Origin of the sequence: Pedobacter polysacchareus (genome assembly GCF_019802255.1) — a bacterium.
Lineage (GTDB): Bacteria > Bacteroidota > Bacteroidia > Sphingobacteriales > Sphingobacteriaceae > Pedobacter > Pedobacter polysacchareus.
The window spans coordinates 56,272-75,743 of record NZ_JAHYSS010000006.1 but is presented as its reverse complement, the minus strand read 5'-3'; the positions used below and the strand labels follow the sequence as shown (position 1 = coordinate 75,743).

18 protein-coding genes are annotated in these 19,472 nt (G+C 40.9%); 14 read left to right on the top strand and 4 right to left on the bottom strand.

The genetic code is table 11. The features are described 5' to 3' along the window. Positions 1-98 precede the first annotated feature (98 nt). The gene (locus K7X70_RS17785) at positions 99-1,451 is read left to right on the top strand and encodes a PhoH family protein (RefSeq protein ID WP_222538343.1); all 1,353 of its coding nucleotides are present in this window, start codon (positions 99-101) and stop codon (positions 1,449-1,451) included. 202 nt (positions 1,452-1,653) lie between these two features. On the opposite strand, the gene K7X70_RS17780 is transcribed toward K7X70_RS17785, so the two are convergent. Further along, positions 1,654-2,193, bottom strand: coding sequence for a GIN domain-containing protein (locus K7X70_RS17780; RefSeq protein WP_222538342.1), 540 nt, complete (start codon positions 2,191-2,193; stop codon positions 1,654-1,656). A gap of 265 nt (positions 2,194-2,458) precedes the next feature. Here K7X70_RS17780 and K7X70_RS17775 point away from each other — a divergent pair, with 265 nt between their 5' ends. The 4 genes from K7X70_RS17775 to K7X70_RS17765 all read left to right on the top strand — a co-directional run bounded on the left by K7X70_RS17775 (position 2,459) and on the right by K7X70_RS17765 (position 4,974). Further along, complete coding sequence (locus tag K7X70_RS17775) at positions 2,459-2,971, top strand: hypothetical protein (protein WP_222538341.1); 513 nt, start codon at positions 2,459-2,461, stop codon at positions 2,969-2,971. Positions 2,972-3,029: 58 nt separating this feature from the next. Then, entirely contained in the window at positions 3,030-3,488 is a 459-nt protein-coding gene (locus K7X70_RS17770) for a DinB family protein (RefSeq protein WP_222538340.1), read from the top strand. Next, the gene (locus K7X70_RS24450) at positions 3,485-3,610 is read left to right on the top strand and encodes a hypothetical protein (RefSeq protein ID WP_255607380.1); all 126 of its coding nucleotides are present in this window, start codon (positions 3,485-3,487) and stop codon (positions 3,608-3,610) included. The genes K7X70_RS17770 and K7X70_RS24450 overlap by 4 nt, the downstream gene beginning before the upstream one ends. 98 nt (positions 3,611-3,708) lie before the next feature. Beyond that, on the top strand, positions 3,709-4,974 hold the full coding sequence (locus tag K7X70_RS17765; RefSeq protein ID WP_222538339.1) for an ATP-binding protein: 1,266 nt from the start codon (positions 3,709-3,711) through the stop codon (positions 4,972-4,974). A gap of 5 nt (positions 4,975-4,979) precedes the next feature. On the opposite strand, the gene K7X70_RS17760 is transcribed toward K7X70_RS17765, so the two are convergent. After that, positions 4,980-5,837, bottom strand: coding sequence for an EamA family transporter (locus tag K7X70_RS17760; protein WP_222538338.1), 858 nt, complete (start codon positions 5,835-5,837; stop codon positions 4,980-4,982). Between the two features lie 132 nt (positions 5,838-5,969). On the opposite strand from K7X70_RS17760, the gene K7X70_RS17755 reads away from it, so the two are divergent. The 9 genes from K7X70_RS17755 to K7X70_RS17715 all read left to right on the top strand — a co-directional run bounded on the left by K7X70_RS17755 (position 5,970) and on the right by K7X70_RS17715 (position 18,323). After that, complete coding sequence (locus K7X70_RS17755) at positions 5,970-7,445, top strand: arylsulfatase (protein WP_222538337.1); 1,476 nt, start codon at positions 5,970-5,972, stop codon at positions 7,443-7,445. A gap of 116 nt (positions 7,446-7,561) precedes the next feature. Then, the gene (locus tag K7X70_RS17750) at positions 7,562-8,959 is read left to right on the top strand and encodes a TolC family protein (RefSeq protein ID WP_255607377.1); all 1,398 of its coding nucleotides are present in this window, start codon (positions 7,562-7,564) and stop codon (positions 8,957-8,959) included. A 12-nt stretch (positions 8,960-8,971) separates the two neighbouring features. Then, complete coding sequence (locus K7X70_RS17745) at positions 8,972-12,250, top strand: efflux RND transporter permease subunit (RefSeq protein ID WP_222538336.1); 3,279 nt, start codon at positions 8,972-8,974, stop codon at positions 12,248-12,250. 53 nt (positions 12,251-12,303) lie between these two features. Then, positions 12,304-13,407, top strand: a complete 1,104-nt coding sequence (locus K7X70_RS17740; RefSeq protein WP_255607374.1) for an efflux RND transporter periplasmic adaptor subunit — start codon at positions 12,304-12,306, stop codon at positions 13,405-13,407. A 21-nt stretch (positions 13,408-13,428) separates the two neighbouring features. Beyond that, positions 13,429-14,364 carry a helix-turn-helix domain-containing protein gene (locus tag K7X70_RS17735; RefSeq protein ID WP_255607372.1) on the top strand — a complete coding sequence of 312 codons (936 nt, stop codon included), beginning with the start codon at positions 13,429-13,431 and terminating at the stop codon, positions 14,362-14,364. A gap of 61 nt (positions 14,365-14,425) precedes the next feature. Beyond that, positions 14,426-14,788 carry a DUF6370 family protein gene (locus K7X70_RS17730; RefSeq protein WP_222538335.1) on the top strand — a complete coding sequence of 121 codons (363 nt, stop codon included), beginning with the start codon at positions 14,426-14,428 and terminating at the stop codon, positions 14,786-14,788. A gap of 1 nt (position 14,789) precedes the next feature. Further along, positions 14,790-15,170, top strand: coding sequence for a PH domain-containing protein (locus tag K7X70_RS17725; RefSeq protein WP_222538334.1), 381 nt, complete (start codon positions 14,790-14,792; stop codon positions 15,168-15,170). Between the two features lie 187 nt (positions 15,171-15,357). Next, a complete protein-coding gene (locus tag K7X70_RS17720; RefSeq protein WP_222538333.1) occupies positions 15,358-16,755 on the top strand; it encodes an aminopeptidase P family protein in 1,398 nt (465 codons plus the stop codon). 155 nt (positions 16,756-16,910) lie between these two features. Next, positions 16,911-18,323, top strand: coding sequence for a FecR domain-containing protein (locus K7X70_RS17715; RefSeq protein ID WP_222538332.1), 1,413 nt, complete (start codon positions 16,911-16,913; stop codon positions 18,321-18,323). A gap of 67 nt (positions 18,324-18,390) precedes the next feature. On the opposite strand, the gene K7X70_RS17710 is transcribed toward K7X70_RS17715, so the two are convergent. Together K7X70_RS17710 and K7X70_RS17705 are read right to left on the bottom strand one after the other, a co-directional pair. Next, complete coding sequence (locus tag K7X70_RS17710) at positions 18,391-18,639, bottom strand: helix-turn-helix domain-containing protein (RefSeq protein WP_062549431.1); 249 nt, start codon at positions 18,637-18,639, stop codon at positions 18,391-18,393. Positions 18,640-18,999: 360 nt separating this feature from the next. Next, a complete protein-coding gene (locus K7X70_RS17705) occupies positions 19,000-19,191 on the bottom strand; it encodes a cold-shock protein (protein ID WP_222538331.1) in 192 nt (63 codons plus the stop codon). Positions 19,192-19,472: the final 281 nt, after the last annotated feature.

Genomic DNA, 19,472 nt, shown 5'->3' with positions numbered 1-19,472 from the left:
TTTTCTAAATTTTGGGGGCAGTTTTTTTTAATCATCAAGATTCATTTTTTGAACTGGAGTAGCTGCAAGATCGCTGAAATTTCATTAATTTTATTAGGATGAGTCAACCTTCCCAAAAACGTAATTCTACGAAAAAAAAGATCTTTGTGCTGGATACTTCAGTTATTCTATACGATCATAATGCCTTTAATAATTTTCAGGAACATGATGTGGCCATTCCAATCCAGGTATTGGAAGAGCTGGACAATATGAAGAATGGAAATGAAACACGAAATGCAGAAGCGAGAAGTTTTATCCGTTTGATGGACCAGGCCTCGGGAGAGAAAATCATGAACCAATGGATTCCACTGAAGGGGCTAAAACAAGGTCATTTTAAAGTGGTAATGGACCATAAGCCAGCGCTTTTTGATGCGGAAGTAGTTTTTGGACCAGGTAAATTTGACCATCGCATTCTAAATGCAGCACTGAGTTTGCAGGAAGAATTTCCAGAAAAGAAGGTTGTGCTGGTTTCTAAAGACATCTGTCTGCGGTTAAAGGCAAAATCGCTGGATCTCCATGCAGAAGATTATGAAACAGGGAAAGTTAAAAATGTAGATGCGCTATATACCGGGAAAACAATACTTTCCAATGTAGATGCAGCGCTTTTTGATTCTTTGAAAAATGAAGGACATATTTCTGGCTCAGCCATGCTGCTGGATACTAACGCGGGAAATCATTTTTATATCCTGAAAAGTAAAAGAAAAACTCAGACCGCCTATCACGATATAGTAACTGATCAGCTGGTTCGCGTGAAACCTCAAAAGGTTTTCAATATCTCTCCTAGAAATGAGGAGCAGAGCATGGCCGTCAATGCCTTAATGAATCCGGCAGTAAAATTGGTTACGATACAAGGAAAAGCAGGTACAGGAAAAACACTGCTTGCGATTGCCAGCGCCTTAGAAATGCGTAAAGAATACCGTCAGATTTATGTGACCCGGCCAATTGTGGCCTTAAGTAATAAGGATATTGGCTTTTTACCTGGCGATGCGAAATCAAAGATTGACCCTTATATGGCGCCTATATGGGATAACCTGAGGTTTATTAAAGAGCAGTACCAGCATGATCCGAAAATGCAGGCCAGGATTGAAGAGTTTGTGCAGACGGAAAAGATACTGATCGCGCCGCTCGCTTATATCAGAGGTAGAACACTGACGAAGATCTTCTTCATTGTAGATGAAGCACAAAACCTGACTCCTCATGAAATAAAGACCATCATTTCACGTGCAGGAGAGGAAACAAAAATTGTCTTTACCGGGGATATTTATCAGATCGATACCCCTTATCTGGATGCAGAAAGTAATGGGCTTTCTTACCTGATTGAGAGTGCGAAAAATCATCCGCTTTATGCGCACATTACGCTGGATAAAGGGGAGCGGAGTGAACTGGCCAATTTGGCAAATGATTTATTGTAATCGGTTTTCAGCATGCTTTCTTTTTTTCAGGATACTTTCTTATTTCAGCATGCTTTGTGAACAAAAAAACCGCTCAGCATTTGAACGGTTTTTCGTGGTTAACTAAATTAACGCTGGCTCCTGAATCCTATTTTTTTCTATGGGGCTGAGGATCTTTTTTTCTGAAGGTTCATGCCTTCATTGTATCCCATGTAGTCTTGTTTTATAATTTTGCGATGACGAAATCTGTCTGGTTAAGTTTAGATACATCATTTCTTACCAGGTGGTGTTCAGTTGATGATCCGCTTAGTTTTAAGTCGGATTTTCCGCTCATTTCTGTGTATAAACTTCCAATGGTCGCGTTCACATTTGCTTTTGCACTGTCTTTTAAGAAGATCTGAAGTACAGCCAGGTCAAAAGAACCGCGGGTTTTGATGGTTGCAGTTTCTGCGGCGTCAATCCTTTGCAAGTCTTTTACATGAACATAAATGGTGCTTTTGTCCGTTGAGTTGATGTATAAAGTGTATCCTTTTTGCTGAATGCTGTTGCTGCCCGCTTGTATTTCATCATAAGCGTTAACACCTTCTGTATTTCCCTGGATCAGGATCACATTTGCATTTCCAGTCACGACTACTTTATTGAATTTTACGGTGGCGCTTTTGCTCGCTGGAGATTTCTCTTTAGCAATAGTTGTGAAAGCTGAAGAAGTTAAAATGATAGCAGTTAAAGCTGAGGCGAATAGAGTTTTGATGGAAGTTTTCATGTCTTTATGTTTTAAGTTTTTTAAGGTTTTTTGTAGTTAAGACCATCTCAAATGAGAAAGGTTACGACGTTTTTAGGGGCTTTAGACGAGTTTTAAGTAAGGCTCGACCAACCGTCTGAACTTCTCGACCAATCGACGAAATTATTTTCGTCGATGTTTTTCAGGATTTCGTCATCTTTTTGTAGGCTTGACTATTACTTACCATAGGTCAACAATTCGGATTAAAATAAACAGGAAATTTGAACCATCATAAATCATAGATGACATGGGACATTTGACCAGAAAAGATTCATTAGCTGTTAATGAAATACTAAATAGGGTAAACAGCGAAAAAACATATTTCATTTACACGGATAAGACAGTCCGCATCCTAAAGGTTGCCGCATTTTTGCTGTTTGCCTTTCTGGTCATTAAACAATATTATTCAGCGGATTCAGAACTGATCCAGGTACGTCCGGTTGAGCAGGTGGCCGGGCAATCTATTTATGGTGAGCCTTTGAAAAATGTAGACCTGATCGATTTGGCGGCATTGAAACCTTTCATGAAAAAGAGAACTGAATCAGAATTGAAAATTAAAGGATTGGTTTCCGCGGTGGCGGATAATGGGCAGTTAGAAATGATTCTTGAAGATGGAAGCTTACTGAAAGTGAATCATCAAATGAAAGTAGAGCAGGCTAAAGGTTTAGTGGCTAAGGAAGTGGTGATGGCAGGAAAACTCTATAAAACAGCCGGGAAAGACGCATTGGTTTATGACGCAAACAGCCTGACTGTGCGTTAACCCTTTAAAGAATTATTTTCAGGAATTTTTATAACTTGTCCTTCCTAGATTCAAATTTATGAAGGACTATTTTTTTAATCTCCTGGCTTTTGACTATTGGACCAATCTGAGGCTGATTCAATCCATGCAAACCGCTACAGATATTCCCCAGCGTGCAAAAGATCTTTTTAACCATTTACTTGCTGCAAACAGGATATGGAGGAGCAGGATGGAAGGAGAGATGCAGGATGTGGAAGTCTGGGAGAAATTTGATGAGCAGGACTGGCAGAAACTACTGGATCAGAATTATCAATTGATGACGAGTTTCCTGGAGCAGCTCCAAGAAGAAGACCTTCAGCGTAAAATACGGTATTATAATACAAAGGGAGTTGCTTATGAGACCATTCTGTCAGATATTTTAACCCACCTTATTGTCCATTCAGCATACCATCAGGGGCAAATCGTTAGCCTGATGAAACCCTTTCTCCATACCTATCCGGATCTAATGTATATCACTTATACCCGTGAAAAAAAATGATTTTAGAAGTAGCCATATTAGACGTAATTCCTCAGGAAACGCGTTCTTTTGAGAAAGATTTTGAAAAAGCGTCCAGTATCATCAGCAGGATCAAAGGTTATCGTGACCATCAGTGGCGGTAAACCAGAAATCCAACGAAAATCAGCAGTAGAATATTTGTCGATAGCTTAAAGAATAGACAAAAAGCTTAAATTTGAATTCCAAAAACAATCCCTTCATCATGGCCAATAACGTAAATATCACTTCCAAAGGAATTAGAAAAGTCTTGCGTCTTTACAACGAAAAACAGGCACTGGCAGAGTATATCTGGAATGGTTTTGACGCAAAAGCAACGACCATTTCAATAGATTATACTTTTAATGCACTAGGAAGTTTAGAAAGTTTGAAGGTGGCAGACAATGGTTATGGCATCAATTTTTCCTTATTAAAAGATAAGTTTAATCCATTTTATGAATCTGAAAAAGCATTGGAACAAAGCATTCATCTGCACAAGTCTACCATGCACGGAAAGAATGGGGTAGGCAGACTCACCTTTTTTACTTTTGCGCATGCTGCAGAATGGAACACCACCTACGAGGAAAACGGACAGTTCAAAAATGGCAGCATAAAAGTCTCAGTTGGGGAATTGAACAATTATGAAGCTAAGCTTTTGAATGAAAATGTACAGGATAAAAAGACAGGAACTACGGTTTCTTTTTCAAATGTCCAGTTGTCAAAAGAAGCAATGGAATTGAGTATCATCCCTTATTTGCAGGCGGAATTCTGCTGGTTTCTGGAGCTTCATAAAAACCGGGATTTTTCCATTGTGATCAATGGGGAACCTCTAGTTTATCAGGATAATATTATTGATCAGGAAGACGGCTTGGTTTTTAGATACCCGGAAAGTAACACCACGTTTAAAGTGAAATTTATCCAATGGAAGGAATCATTACATAAAGAATTGTCGAAGAACTATTTTATCAATCATAAGGGGCAGGAAGTTTATAAAGACTACACTACGCTGAACAAGAAAGCAGATGAATATTATCATAGTGTTTTCATTGAAAGTGAATTCTTTGATGAGTTTGATTTTAGCAGTACCGATTATGAAGCGCAGGTAAAGTTGTATGCACGTACTAAATCTTCTTCTGAATATAAGTTCCTGATCAAAAAGGTGAATGAGTTATTGAGGGCCAAAAGAAAACCTTTTCTGAAAGAATTTTCTAGCAAACTGATGGAAAAGTATGCGCTGGAAGGGGTTTTACCTTCGTTTAAAGAAGAGGAGGCCAGCCAAAAAACTGACCTGATCGAAACCTTAAAAGTAATGTATGAGTTACAGCCTAAACTATTTAGTGGTTTAAGTATCGATCAAAAGAAAGCTTTTGTCAGGTTCACACATGTATTGCTCAATTCGAATCAAAGAACACAGCTGTTTCAGGTGATCGAAGATATCGTGGAACTGGAAGCTGAAGAAAAAGAAGAATTGATGAGCTTTTTAGCGGGATAAATCTTTTATAAAGTTTCTTTTTTTGAAGTCAGCGTTGCGCCGGCACTGGCAATCACGACTAAGGCTACGGCAAGATATTCGAAAAAAGAAAGGTGTTCCGATAAGAATACGATTCCGGCTAATGAGGCCACTGCAGGCTCCATACTCATCAGAATACTGAAGGTACGTGCAGGCATTTGCCCTAGAGCACTCATTTCTAAAGTAAATGGAATGGCACTGGATAAAAGCGCCAATGCACCACCAAGTAACAATAAGGTCGGGGTAATTTGGCTGAAGCCACCACCGAAGAATCCAAACGGAAGGACAAGTAATGTGGCGAAGATCATGCCTACAGAAACCGCATCGCCACCTTTCATAATTTTAGAAATCCGACTGCCCAATACAATGTATGCAGCCCAGAATCCTCCCGCCAATAGCGCTAGGAGTACACCGATCAAGTCCAAACCTTCGTTAGACCAGGGGGCAATTAAGGCAATTCCTGCTGCGGCAAGCAATACCCAAAGGTAATCCAGTGCGCGTTTAGAGTTACATACCGCCAATAATAAAGGACCAATAAATTCAAGCGTCACCCCTAATCCCAAAGGAATACGTTTAATCGCCATGTAAAAAATCACATTCATCGCACCCAATGCAAGACCATAAGGGATTACGGCTTTCCATTGTGCTCCGGTCAGTTTGAACAAATTTGGGCGATTTGCAACCAATAGAATAATGGCAGATAATCCGATGCGAAGCGAAGCAGTAGCTGTAGGGCCAATAGCTGGGAAAAGTCCTTTTGCAATTGCTGCACCCGCCTGTACACTAATGATGGCCAATAACACTGCGGGTAATGGTGGGATGTTAAGCAGGATACTTTTTTTCATAATGCAGCAGTATTAAATGGAGGTAAATCAAACGTTTGATATTAAGTAAAAAACGTCTTCCCAATTTGGGAGCGCAAAATTACGAAAAGCAGACGACAATATTTTGTGGATCTTTCTATATCTTAGACTGAAATGGAAAAACGCACGGTATTTATTGGGCTTATTACTCAACTTTTTTTAGGATGGATCTCCGGTAATGATGGCTTTGCTCAAAAAAAGCCAAACGTCATTTACATTTATGCAGACGATCTTGGCTATGCAGAAATTGGTGCTTATGGACAAGAGAAAATCAAGACTCCCAATCTGGATCGCCTGGCTAAAGAGGGAATGAAATTTACCGATCACTATACGGGGACGCCTGTTTGTGCACCTGCCAGAGCGATGCTCATGACTGGTAAACATGGCGGACACGCTTATATCCGAGGAAATTATGAACTTGGAGGTTTTCCGGATAGTGAAGAGCGTGGCCAGATGCCTTTGAAGGAAGGGACATTTACCCTTGGTCATTTGATGCAGCAGGCAGGTTATAAAACTGCGCTGGTTGGGAAATGGGGATTGGGCATGAACGGTACTTCAGGTTCTCCATTGAAGCAAGGTTTTGATTATTATTACGGATTACTGGATCAGAAACAAGCGCATAGTTTTTACCCGACACATTTATGGGAAAATGACAAACGGGATACATTGGACAACACCTTTATCAATGTGCACCGCGCATTGGATCCCCAAAAAGCAAGCCCTAAAGATTTCGACTACTATAAAGGTAAAGTCTATGCTCCTGAGAAAATGACGGAAAAAGCGCTGTCCTTTATCGATCAAAACAAAGAAAATCCTTTCTTTCTATACCTTCCATACCCTTTGCCGCATGTTTCTTTACAGGCACCGGAGGCCTTTGTGAAACCTTATATCGGAAAATTTGAAGAGCAGCCTTATTATGGCCAGCAAGGATATGCGCCCAATCAATATCCATATTCCACCTATGCAGCGATGATTACTTTTTTAGATGCACAGGTTGGGATCATTATGAAAAAAATTAAAGCGCTGGGCTTAGATGAAAATACGATCATTATGTTTTCGAGTGATAATGGAACCACTTTCAATGGAGGAGTCAATGCAACATACTTTAATAGTGTGGATGGTTTGAGGGGATTGAAAACAGATGTGTATGAAGGTGGGATCCGTGAACCATTTCTGGCCAGATGGCCAGGAAAAATCAAACCAGGATCTACCAGTCACCTGATTTCTGCACAATTTGATCTTTTGGCCACAATGGCCGATTTAACCGGGCAAAAAGTAGAAAATACAGACGGGATTTCTTTTCTGCCCACCTTAACAGGTAAAACCAGACAACAGGAAAAACACAAATACTTATATTTTGAATTTCCTGAAAAGGGTGGACAAGTAGCCATTAGGATGGGGGATTGGAAAGGCGTAAGAACCAATGTGAAGAAAGACCCTAATAGTCCATGGCAGGTTTATCATTTGAAAACTGATCGTAATGAAACCAAGGATCTGGCAGCTAGTCGCCCGGACTTAATTAAACAATTCGAAGCGATTGTGAAAAAAGAACATCAGGACAGTCATGTGAAGGATTGGAACTTTTTGTAAGCTAAATGTCATTAAGATGTAATCCTGGAAATTGTTTGATTTTCATAATTAATGGTTTGAACGGAATACTTTGATTTTATAGTGAGCAGATAAATTTGTGGTGTAATATATACACCATGCCTAAACCTTCATTGTTTATGGTCGTAGTTACTGGGGTTTTCATCCTGAGTACGACTAGCACCTATGCACAAACGCTCTATTTAAAAGATGCGATCAATACTGCCTTGAATAATTACGGGAGTATTAAGGCCAAAAAGAATTATGTAAATGCTTCCGAAGCGGGCCTCCAGCAGGCACGTAAAGATTATTTGCCCAACCTCAATTTGTCTGCTCAGCAGGATTATGGAACGATTAACGGACAAAACGGACCTTCCTATGGTCTAGGTGGTCTTGGCGTTGCCTCCAGCGGTCCAGCCTTTGATCAGCAGAATTGGAATGCTGCTTTCGGCGCTTTATATCTGGCCAATGTGAACTGGGATTTTTTCAGTTTCGGAAAGATTAAAGAACGAGTAAAAGTATCCGCAGGTATCCTGAAACGGGATCAACAAGATTTGATTCAGGAGCAATTCCAGCAGAAAATCCGTGTTTCTGCCGCTTACCTGAATTTACTGGCCGCACAAAGGTTGAGGAAAACACAGGAGAACAATCTGCAAAGGGCGATTACCTTTAAAAATACAGCGGTCATCAGGGCAAGTAACGGTTTGATTGCCGGCGTAGATTCCTCTTTGGCTAAAGCGGAATTGTCCAGCGCAAAGATTGCGTTAACTAAAGCAAAAGATCTGGAGCAGGAACAGGCCAACAGACTAGGGGTGTTGATGGGCGAAACGGTGACCAACCTGGAGCTGGATACGGCTTCCATTACCCGAATTCCTCAGCATTTATTCCTGGATAGTGTGCTCCAGGAAAAATCACATCCCTTGCTGCAGTTTTACCGCAGTAAAGTGGATCTGAGTAATGAACAGGCACATTTGTTCAGAAAATCCTATTATCCAACATTTTCATTATTTGGAGTGATGCAGGGCAGGGGCTCTGGATTCAGTGCTAATTACGCGCAGCAGCCAAATGCTTTTACCAGGAATTATGCAGATGGGATTAATCCGGTACGTGGGAATTACCTGCTCGGGGTAGGGATGGTCTGGAACCTGACCACTATCCTGAAAACACATCCGCAGGTGAGGGCTCAGGAATTTGTTTCCAAAGGCCTTCAAGACGAATACGACCTTGCCGAACAACAGTTACAGGCGCAGGTAGCTATTGCAGAGGCCAAATTGAAAAATGCCCTTGACAATTATAAAGAAGCACCGATTCAGGTTAAAGCCGCTGCCGACGCTTACTTACAAAAAAACACTTTGTATAAAAACGGGCTCAGCACTATTGTAGACCTTACCCAGGCACTTTTTGTGCTCAATAGGGCAGAGACCGATCGGGACATCGCCTATAATAATGTCTGGCAAGCGCTCTTGTTAAAATCAGCTGCCCTTGGAAATTTTGACCTGTTTATCAACGAATTTTAATTAGCCACCTCCATGAATTTAATACGTTTTGCACTTCGTAAACCCATCTCCATCCTGGTGCTCGTTGCCGGTTTGTTCTTCTTTGGGATCGGCGCCATCAAAGATATCAAGGTAGATATTTTACCTAAAATGAACCTTCCTGTGATCTATATTGCGCATCCTTTTGGGGGGTATACGCCTTCTCAAATGGAAGCCTATTTTGGAAAACAATACATCAATATCCTGCTTTTTGCCAATGGGATTAAAACCATAGAAACGAAGAATGTACAGGGATTGATGCTCATGAAACTGACTTATTATGAAGGAACAAATATGGCGCAGGCCGCTGCCGAGCTCAGTTCGCTTTCCAATAGGGCACAAGCAATTTTTCCGCCAGGCTCACAACCTCCATTCATCATTCGTTTCGATGCTTCCTCCTTGCCCGTCGGACAGCTGGTATTGAGCAGTCCGATCCGCAGTAACAATGAACTGCAGGATTTTGCAAATACCTATGTGAGAGCTTCATTTACGGCCATTCCAGGTTTACTGGCTCCTGCACCTTTTGGCGGGAGTGTGCGAACCATTGAGATCAACGTAGATCCAGAATTGCTGCGCGCACATCAGCTCACCGTAGATCAGGTGGTGGAGGCTATTAAAATAAATAACCAGACCGCACCTTCGGGGAACGTTCGGATTGGTGATAAAAACTACCTGACACCAACCAATTACACGATAAAAAAAGTAAAAGAATTTGAGAATATTCCTCTGTTTAAAGGAGTGGTACAGAACCTGTACCTCCGTGATGTAGCGGTAGTGAAGGATGGGGCGGATGCGACAGTGGGTTATGCACTGATCAATGGAAAACGATCTGTGTACCTGAGTATTGCCAAGTCTGGGGATGCTTCTACCTGGGATGTGGTGAGTAAACTGAAAGAGAACCTCCCCATGATCCAGAATACATTACCGGAAGATGTGAAGCTTTCTTATGAGTTTGACCAATCCGTGTATGTGATCAATGCGGTAAAAAGTTTGATCAGCGAGGGCGTAATTGGCGCTTTGTTAACCGGTTTAATGGTGCTGTTATTCCTCGGTGATAAACGAGCCGCATTGATTGTGATCCTGACCATTCCTACTTCCATCATAGCCGGAGTATTGTTTTTAAAACTTTTCGGACAAACGATCAATATCATGTCCTTGAGTGGACTGGCCCTGGCCATCGGGATTTTGGTAGATGAGTCGACCGTAACGATCGAAAATATACACCAGCATTTTGATATGGGAAAACCGAAGGCTTTAGCGATCTGGGATGCCTGTAAAGAGATTGCTTTCCCGAAATTGCTGATCTTGTTCTGTATCCTGGCCGTATTTGCTCCTGCATTTACAATGACTGGTATACCTGGAGCATTGTTTTTACCGCTGGCCCTGGCCATTGGTTTTTCTATGGTGGTTTCTTTCTTTTTATCTCAAACTTTCGTACCCATTATGGCCAACTGGCTGATGGTAGCGCATCCAAAGAAAGCAAAACCGCATTCAGCAGCGATCACTGATGATGAAGCGGTGTTTTTAGAAACAGGGTTGAGCCTGGAATCAGAAAAGGACACCCTAAATCAGAAGAGGGTATTGGTAGAAAGGGAAGACTTTAACAATGATGGCAAATTGGGGCCATTTGAGCGTTTTAGAAACCGCTTTATGCGCTTTCTGGACCGGATCATGCCTTACCGAAAACCAGTAGTGCTGGGCTATCTGTTAGTCATCATTTCTATCGCAGCGATTTTACTCGCCAACATCGGAAGAGATGTACTGCCGAAAGTAAATTCCAGTCAGTTTCAATTGAGAATGCGGGCGCCGGATGGAACCCGTCTGGAGCGCACAGAAGAAAAAGTTCAGGTCATCCTGGCGGAATTAAAGAAAATGGTGGGGCCGGAACACCTGGATATTACCTCAGTTTATGTTGGGCAGCATCCTGCTTTGTTTTCTGTAAATCCAATATATTTATTTATGGCAGGACCTCATGAAGCTGTTTTTCAGGTGGGATTGAAAGATTACCATGTGGATATGGAAGCGTTTAAAGACCTGCTGAGGACCCGTATTAAAGCATTGGAGCCCGATGTTAAATTGTCGTTTGAGCCGATAGAACTTACGGATAAAGTATTGAGTCAGGGTTCTTCTACTCCAGTGGAAGTGCGCATCGCAGGGAAAAATAATAAAGAAAACGAAGTATACGCGAATAAGATCATGAAGGAATTGAATGGAATTAGTTATCTGAGAGACGTGCAGATTGCACAGCCGATCAAATATCCTTCCCTTAACATCAACATCGACCGGATTAAAGCAGCACAGGTTGGCGTAGATTTAAATGATGTATCCAGGTCTTTGGTGGCTTCCACTTCTTCGTCCCGATATACGGATAAAAATGTCTGGGTAGACGAAAGGATTGGTCTCGCTTACGGTGTTCAGGTTCAGGTTCCCTTCAATAAAATGAGCAGTAAGGATAACCTTGGAGAAATTCCGCTGTTAAAGAATTCAAACCGTCCGATATTGAGTGATGTGGCGAGCATCAGTACAGATACCACCTACGGGGAAAATGACAATGTTGGAGCTACGCCATATTTATCGGTAACCGCCAACCTGAATAAAAAGGACCTTGGGACAGCCTCAAAAGATGTCACAAAAGCCATCAAATCTTTGGGAGAACTGCCAAGAGGGCTGATTGTACAGCCAGTAGGGATGATTAAGGTGCTGGATGATACCTTGAGCAGTCTGCAATCCGGGCTATTGGTAGCCATTGTGGTGATCTTTTTGATGTTATCGGCAAACTTTCAATCTTTCAAAGTTCCTTTGGTGATTTTAGCGACGGTTCCAGCGGTAGTATTGGGTGCGTTATTGCTGTTGATGCTAACCGGCTCTACCTTGAACTTGCAGTCCTATATGGGAATCATTATGTCGGTAGGAGTGTCTATTGCGAATGCAGTACTCCTCATTACCAATGCGGAACAGCTGCGTAAACACAATGGCAATGCTTTACAGTCGGCAAGAGAGGCCGCTGCATTGCGGATCCGTCCTATTATTATGACCACTGTGGCCATGATTGCAGGGATGCTGCCAATGGCGATTGGACATGGAGAAGGCGGTGATCAGGTCTCCCCATTGGGAAGAGCTGTAATTGGAGGTTTAATTGCTTCTACCTTTGCCGTGCTGGTCATTTTACCGCTGGTATTCGCCTGGGTGCAGGGAAAAGTTTCCACGGAGTCGATTTCTCTGGATCCTGAAGATGAAGAAAGTAAACACTACATCAAGGGCTTGTCCGAATAATTGATAAATAATACCGATTTTAAGCTTAGATATTAAGATATAAACATACATAAATGAAAAAATATATATTTCCATATACCATTTGTATCACTGGAGGAATGGCGCTGTTAACGCTGCTGAATGGCTGTTCGGCTACTGCTAAAAAAGAACCAGTTGCCACTGAAAAAGCCGCGCCTATAGCCACGTTTAAACTTCAAAAAGAGAAATTGGCGACTGCCTTACAGCTACCCGGTGAGCTCAGCGCTTTTCAGCAGGTAGACCTGTATGCCAAGGTGAGCAGTTTTGTGAAGACATTAAACGTAGACATTGGTTCGGAGGTGAAGAAGGGACAACTGTTAATGACGCTGGAAGCACCGGAAACTAATTCTCAGCTTGCAGCGGCAAAAAGCAGATTGAAAGCACAGGAAGCACTATATCTGGCCAGTAAAGCAAATTACGACCGCCTTTATGAAACTAGTAAAACACCGGGTACCATCTCTAAAAATGACCTGGATCAGGCTGTAGCACGTAAAAACTCTGATCTCGCACAATTTGAAGCAGCAAAAGCATCCTATCAGGAAGTGGGCTCGCTGAGAGATTATCTGGAAATTCGTGCGCCTTTTAATGGGAAAATTACTGCAAGAAACGTGAATTTAGGCGCCTACGTAGGTCCTTCAGGAAAGGGCTCTGAATTCCCATTGTTCACGCTGCAAGAACAAAAATACCTCCGTCTGGCCATCTCTATTCCAGAGGTTTATACTGGATATTTGAAGGCAGGAGATGAAATCAGTTTCACTGTAAGGTCATTGCCGGAACAGCTGTTTGTGGCAAAAGTTAAGCGTTTATCTGGTGCCCTGGATTTACGTCTGCGTTCTGAAAAGGTAGAAATGGATGTGCCAAATGAAAACAAACAGCTATTGCCGGGAATGGTTGCAGAAGTCCATATCCCACTTCCAGCTAATGCCAGCACCTTTATTGTGCCTAAAAAAGCAGTTATAGAAACAGCGGAAGGAACCTATGTATGGAAGGTAGTAGGAAATAAAACAGAAAAAGTAAATATAAAGAAAGGCAGAGAAACGGACGATCAGACAGAGATTTTCGGCAAGCTGAATATTGGTGATGAACTTGTTACAAGTCCGTCTGAAGAATTACGTGCAGGAACGCCAATCAAACCCTAAATTTGCCTAAAGATTGATTGTATGTTGTTTAAAAATCAGGATCTTTATCAAGTGAATAAAAGCGAAAGTTTAAAGGATTACTATGATCTTTTAAAGACGCATCGTCCTGAAATCACGGTTCCAAGCTTTGAGATGGTCAGTGATATTGGTCATTTTGGTATTTTCAAAAGATCGGCTTATTGTCATTTAAACCCGACTCCTTATAATCGGAGGGATTTTTATAAAATATCGCTGATTATTGGTCATGGCGTACTCCATTATCCTAATGAAAAGATCGAAGTAAATGGAAGGGCTTTATTGTTTACCAATCCGAATATCCCTTATGCCTGGGAGTCGACTTCCGAATCTCAGTCTGGCTATTTCTGCCTTTTTACAGAGAATTTTATCCATAAGAGAAATGAAAGTCTGCGGGAGTCCTTGCTGTGGCGAATTCAGGACTGTCCTGTCATCTTAATCAATGAACAGCAGCAAGAAACCTTCAAAGGAATCATGATCAAAATGATGGAAGAAATGGAAGGGGAATATGTTCATAAATACGACCTTTTGCGTAATTATATCCATCTGATTGTACATGAAGCCCTGAAAGTCAGGCCGGCAAATACTTATTTCAAAGAAAACAATGCCTCTGTTAGATTAACTTCTCTGTTTTTGGAACTGTTGGAACGCCAGTTTCCAATTGGTTCTTCAGATCATGTTTTGGAACTGCGGACGGCACATGATTTTGCGCATAAACTTTCTGTACACGTGAATCATTTGAATCACAGTGTGAAAGAGGTCACAGGAAGAACCACATCAGACCATCTGGCTAGAAGAATTGCAACGGAAGCTGTTGCGCTATTGAAACATACTGAATGGAATGTGGCGCAAATTGCCTACTGCCTAGGCTTTGAGTATCCGGCCAATTTTAATATATTTTTCAAAAAACACATGCAGTGTACACCTAAATCTTTTAGGTAGCCTTTATAAGGGGATTCAATTCTCCGGTTTTTGTACTATTTTTATACAAATTTAAACGAACATGAAAAAGTTGATTACCCTTATGCTTTTCGCCTTTATGGCTATTGGAGTTCAGGCGCAGCAAAAAGCAAAAAAAGAACCAGTTATTGATTTTAAAACACCACATGTGGTAGAAACTGCCTGCGGGGAATGTAAATTCGATTTGAAAGGAAAAGAATGCGATTTAGCGGTAAGAATCTATGGTCAGGCTTATTTTGTGGATGGTTCTGATATTGATGACCACGGCGATGCCCATGCTAAAGATGGTTTCTGTAATAAAGTGAGAAAAGCGGAAGTAACAGGGAAAGTTGTAAACGGCAGATTCAAGGCTACATCGTTTAAACTATTGAAAGAGGATACCGCAAAACCAAACACTAAAATATAATATGGGATTATTTTCTGCCCTGATGGGCAATGCAGGCATTGTAAACAACGATCAGTTGAATAAGGATTTTCATAAACTTTTAACTGATGGAGAAGCAATTGAATTGGGATTTAAACTGCTTAGAGATACTTTTATTTTTACTTCAAAACGCTTGATCCTGGTGGATATTCAGGGTCTTACAGGTAGTAAAACAGAATATATGTCTATTTCTTATAAAAGTATCTCACGCTTTAGTGTGGAAACCGCAGGTACTTTTGATTTGGATGCGGAACTTAAAATCTGGATCTCCGGAGAAGCTCAACCAAGTGTCAGAAAGAAATTTAACAAGTCAGTCAATGTGTTCGATGTACAGAATGTATTGGCTTTTCACGTATTAAAATAGACATTCTATTGCAGGCTATCTCAAAGAGATAGCCTTTTTATTGGAGCAGCGGTGCTGCTCATCCTGCCAATTTCTTCCTCAATTGGTAGACGCTCCTTCGCAAATCCTGTATTCATTATTTCGTTGAAAAAGATAGAATTCTGAAGCTAAGCGCTAACTTTGAAGATTCAGTTACAAACGATCAGATATGTTTCATAAAGACGAATATATAGCAAGAAGAAAGCAGCTCTCAGCAGCGTTCCAGTCTGGAATTTTACTTTTTCTGGGAAATGAAGAAAGCCCAATGAATTTTCTGGACAATGCCTACCATTTCCGCCAAGACAGCACATTTTTATATTATTTCGGGATCCCGGAGCCGCAGCTTGCTGCGGTGATCGACCTGGATGAAAATCAGGTCACTCTTTTTGGAGATGAAATGAGTATAGATGCGATCGTATGGATGGGCAGACAAAAAACACTTTCAGCAAAAGCAGAAGAAGTGGGAATCACTAAATTAGTTCCTTTTCAGCATTTGGATCAGTATCTTGCTAAAGCAAAAGCACAGGGAAGGGCCATCCATTTCCTTCCCCCTTATCGCGCGGAGCATAAAATTAAACTGGCAGAACTGCTGGAGATCAAACCAGCACAAGTAAAAGAAAAGGCTTCTATTTCTTTGATTAAAGCAGTAGTGGCACAGCGTTCGGTAAAATCAGCGCTGGAAATCACAGAGTTGGATAAAGCTTCAGTGATTTCAGCGGACATGCACCTGAAAGCAATGCAACTGGCCAGACCAGGAATGTCGGAAAATGAATTGTCAGCAGCTGTTCATCAAGTGGCATTAACTGCAGGAGGGCAGCTTTCATACCCCATCATTTTAACGGTAAATGGACAGATCTTACACAACCATTACCATGGTAATATCCTAAAAGAAGGAGATATGATCCTGAATGATTCAGGTGCAGAAACGCCGATGGGTTATGCAGGTGATCTGACACGCACTTTCCCTGCTGGTAAAAAATTCCTGCCAGAACAAAGAGATGCCTATAATATTGTGCTTCATGCCTATCAGGAGGCAGTACAGACGTTGAAACCTGGGCGAAGGTATATTGATGTGCATTATCAATCTTGTTTGAGCCTTGCAGAAGGTTTAAAAACACTTGGCCTGATGAAAGGAAATCTGGAAGATGCAGTAGCTCAGGGAGCACATGCTTTATTTTTTCAATGTGGTACTGGCCACATGATGGGACTGGATGTGCATGATATGGAAAATTTAGGAGAACAATATGTAGGATATACGGATGAACTTCAAAAAAATACCACTCAATTTGGCTTAAAATCTCTGAGATTAGGAAAAGCATTGGAAGAAGGATATGTGGTAACGGTTGAGCCCGGACTGTATTTTATTCCTGAGCTGATTGATCAATGGCAGGCAAGCAATGAGTTTTCATCTTATATCAACTATGACAAAGTCCAGGCTTACCGGAATTTTGGCGGCATCAGGGTAGAAGATGATTACGTGATCACTGCGGATGGTTATAGAAAACTGGGGAAAGACCTGGCTATTTCTGTAGAAGAGATCGAAGAAATCAGAAACACTGCTTATTAAATAACAAAAGGCGAAATTGGTTTTAATACAAACGTTTGTATTAAAATATTGTTATAAGTAATAATTGCTTAATTTTTGATTAAGAAAACTGCAGAGCTGGGGGCTTTCTTAAAATCAGGATGAAGTTTAAATAATCGGGACAACGCTAAAAATTTATGGGGATTAAAGTACCAGAGCACTGGAATGAAAAAGAAGAACTGATCAGACTGAAAGCAGGAGAAGAAACTGCCTTCGGAAAACTCTATGCACATTTCAGTGAAAAAATATATGGGCAGCTGCTGCATCTCCTAAAAGACCAGAATCTGGTAGACAAATTGATTCAGGACTTATTCCTTACCGTTTGGGACAGTAGGGGGAAACTCTCTTTAAAAGCGGCTTTTGTTATCCAGCTGAATACCATGGCTGAAAACCTGGTGTTTGATTATTTTAGAAAGTTCGTGGCGGAGGAGGAAACGGAGCTTTTGATCGCGCATTTCGGGACGCTTTCTGAAAAGGAATTACGTTTGCTGATCCGCAAAGCATTAGTCGATGAACTGCCTCCAAAATTTATAGATGTACGCTTAAAAAAACATATCGCCGACCTTTATCCCCTATTGAGCACAATGATCAAATCTGATGATCAGAAGATCAAGCTCATTCCTTTTTATAAACAACGGTCCTTCGCTTATCTCGCTATCGCTTGTCTGGCTTTACTGGTAACTGGTTTTATGTCTATGTTTTACCGGGAATTCAGGTCTTCGAAGTTTGATGACCCAATTACTGGATCAGCCTCTTATGGCATTGTACCGGGTAGTAATAAAGCCGCATTAGTATTGCCCGATGGACAAGAGCTGAGTTTAAGTGAGGTGAAAAGTGGCTTAAGGATCACTGAATCGGGGATAACTTATAATGATGGAACTCAGTTGCCTGTTTCAGTAGATGGAATGGATCTAACACTCAAAACTCCAAATGGCGGTCAGTATATGCTCACTTTATCTGATGGTACAAAAGTTTGGTTAAATGCAGCCTCTTACCTAAAGTTTCCTGGTGTTTTTTCAGCGGAGAAAGTACGGAAAGTACAGCTCAGCGGTGAGGCTTATTTCGAAGTAGCGACCAATGCAGCTGTTCCTTTTATGGTAAAATCGACCAGACAGGAACTGAAAGTTTTAGGGACTCATTTTCAAGTCAGCAGTTATCCGGAAGATGCCGCTGTCAGCAGTACTTTGGTGACTGGCAGTGTTTTGGTTGATCATCCCGGCATAGGAAACAAAGAAACAATCCTGAAACCTGGTCAGCAGCTAATCCTAACGGAAACAATGGCTCAACTTAAAAACGTAGACATAGAGGCCGAAACTTCATGGAAAAATGGAATGTTTGTCTTTAAATCGGAACCATTGAGCAGTATCATGGAAAAAATTAGTCGCTGGTATGATGTTCCGGTAGTGTATGAAGGAGTTAACCCAGATCAGCCATTACTCAGTTTAGAAGCTTCCAGATTTGATGAACTTTCTAAACTTTTGAGCCTGCTGGAGCTTTCAGGCGCCGTTCATTTTAAGCTGGAAGCAAAACGAATTCTGGTATTGAAATAAAATACTGGCCAAAAAAAGCACCTCCATTGAGGTGCTTGATAGGCGGTTACCAGCAAGGTCTAATGGCTCAGCTATAGTTTTCAATGATACTTTCATTGGGGATGAAATCCTGGGGACTACATCCGAAATCTATCGCGATTTTGTTGAGTTGATCATAGGTGTACATCGCTGGCCACCTTTCTCCTTCTATTTGTCCTATGTAGCCATCGGAAACTTTCAAAACCATGGCAATATAGGTTTGCCCTTTGTTTCTTTCTTTTCTGATCGTCCGTACTTTACGGACAATTTCCAATTCAAATTTCGATTTTGTATTCATGTGGAGGGCGGTAAAAAAGAAAAACAAGGTATCACTGCTTTTTGCAAAGCATCAATAGTCTTATTTATCTTTTGAGTAGTTTGTGGTTTAGTTGGTTGATTGTGTTAATTAGTATGTGGTTTATAATTTAAGGTAATTCAAGCAGCTTTAGGTGGTTAGGCCAATGCTATGACTCAATTTTCATTTAATTCATAAATAAAGTTAACGAATTAAATGAAGATATAAAACAACATTATAAACTATGTGCTTTCTGATGATACAGGCTATATGGAGAGCGAGAAATATAAAATCAGTAACAAAAGGCCTTCAATAATCGATCGATTGCTGAAGGCCTGATTTAGGAGTGGGGGAGTAAATGAATTAACCTTTTCTTACATTGATCGCATTTAAACCTTTTTTACCTTGAGCGACTTCGTAACTTACGGTGTCATTTTCACGGATAGGTTCTTTTAGCCCTGAAGAGTGTACGAATACTTCTGCACTTCCATCTTCAGGAACAATAAACCCGAATCCTTTAGTCGAATTAAAAAATTTTACTGTTCCTTTTTGCATGGTGTAATGTTTGTGGTTTTTTGATTAAACAATTTGAGCTCTTAAAATTCTGATAGGTTGATGCGCATCTTGTAGCTGTGTTTGGTTTGTTAATAGATTTCGAAATTCAGTAGATATACACCGGAACAAGCAATGTATAAAAATGTTTATGGTTTAAAATGATTTAGAATTTAAGTAGTTGATTTCAGGTATTTTACATCGTGATTTTACGTATTTATGGTAAGGTTTTTTACGTATAAATACTTGTTTTAATGCCCTGAAGAACTAGTCGTTAAAAACAC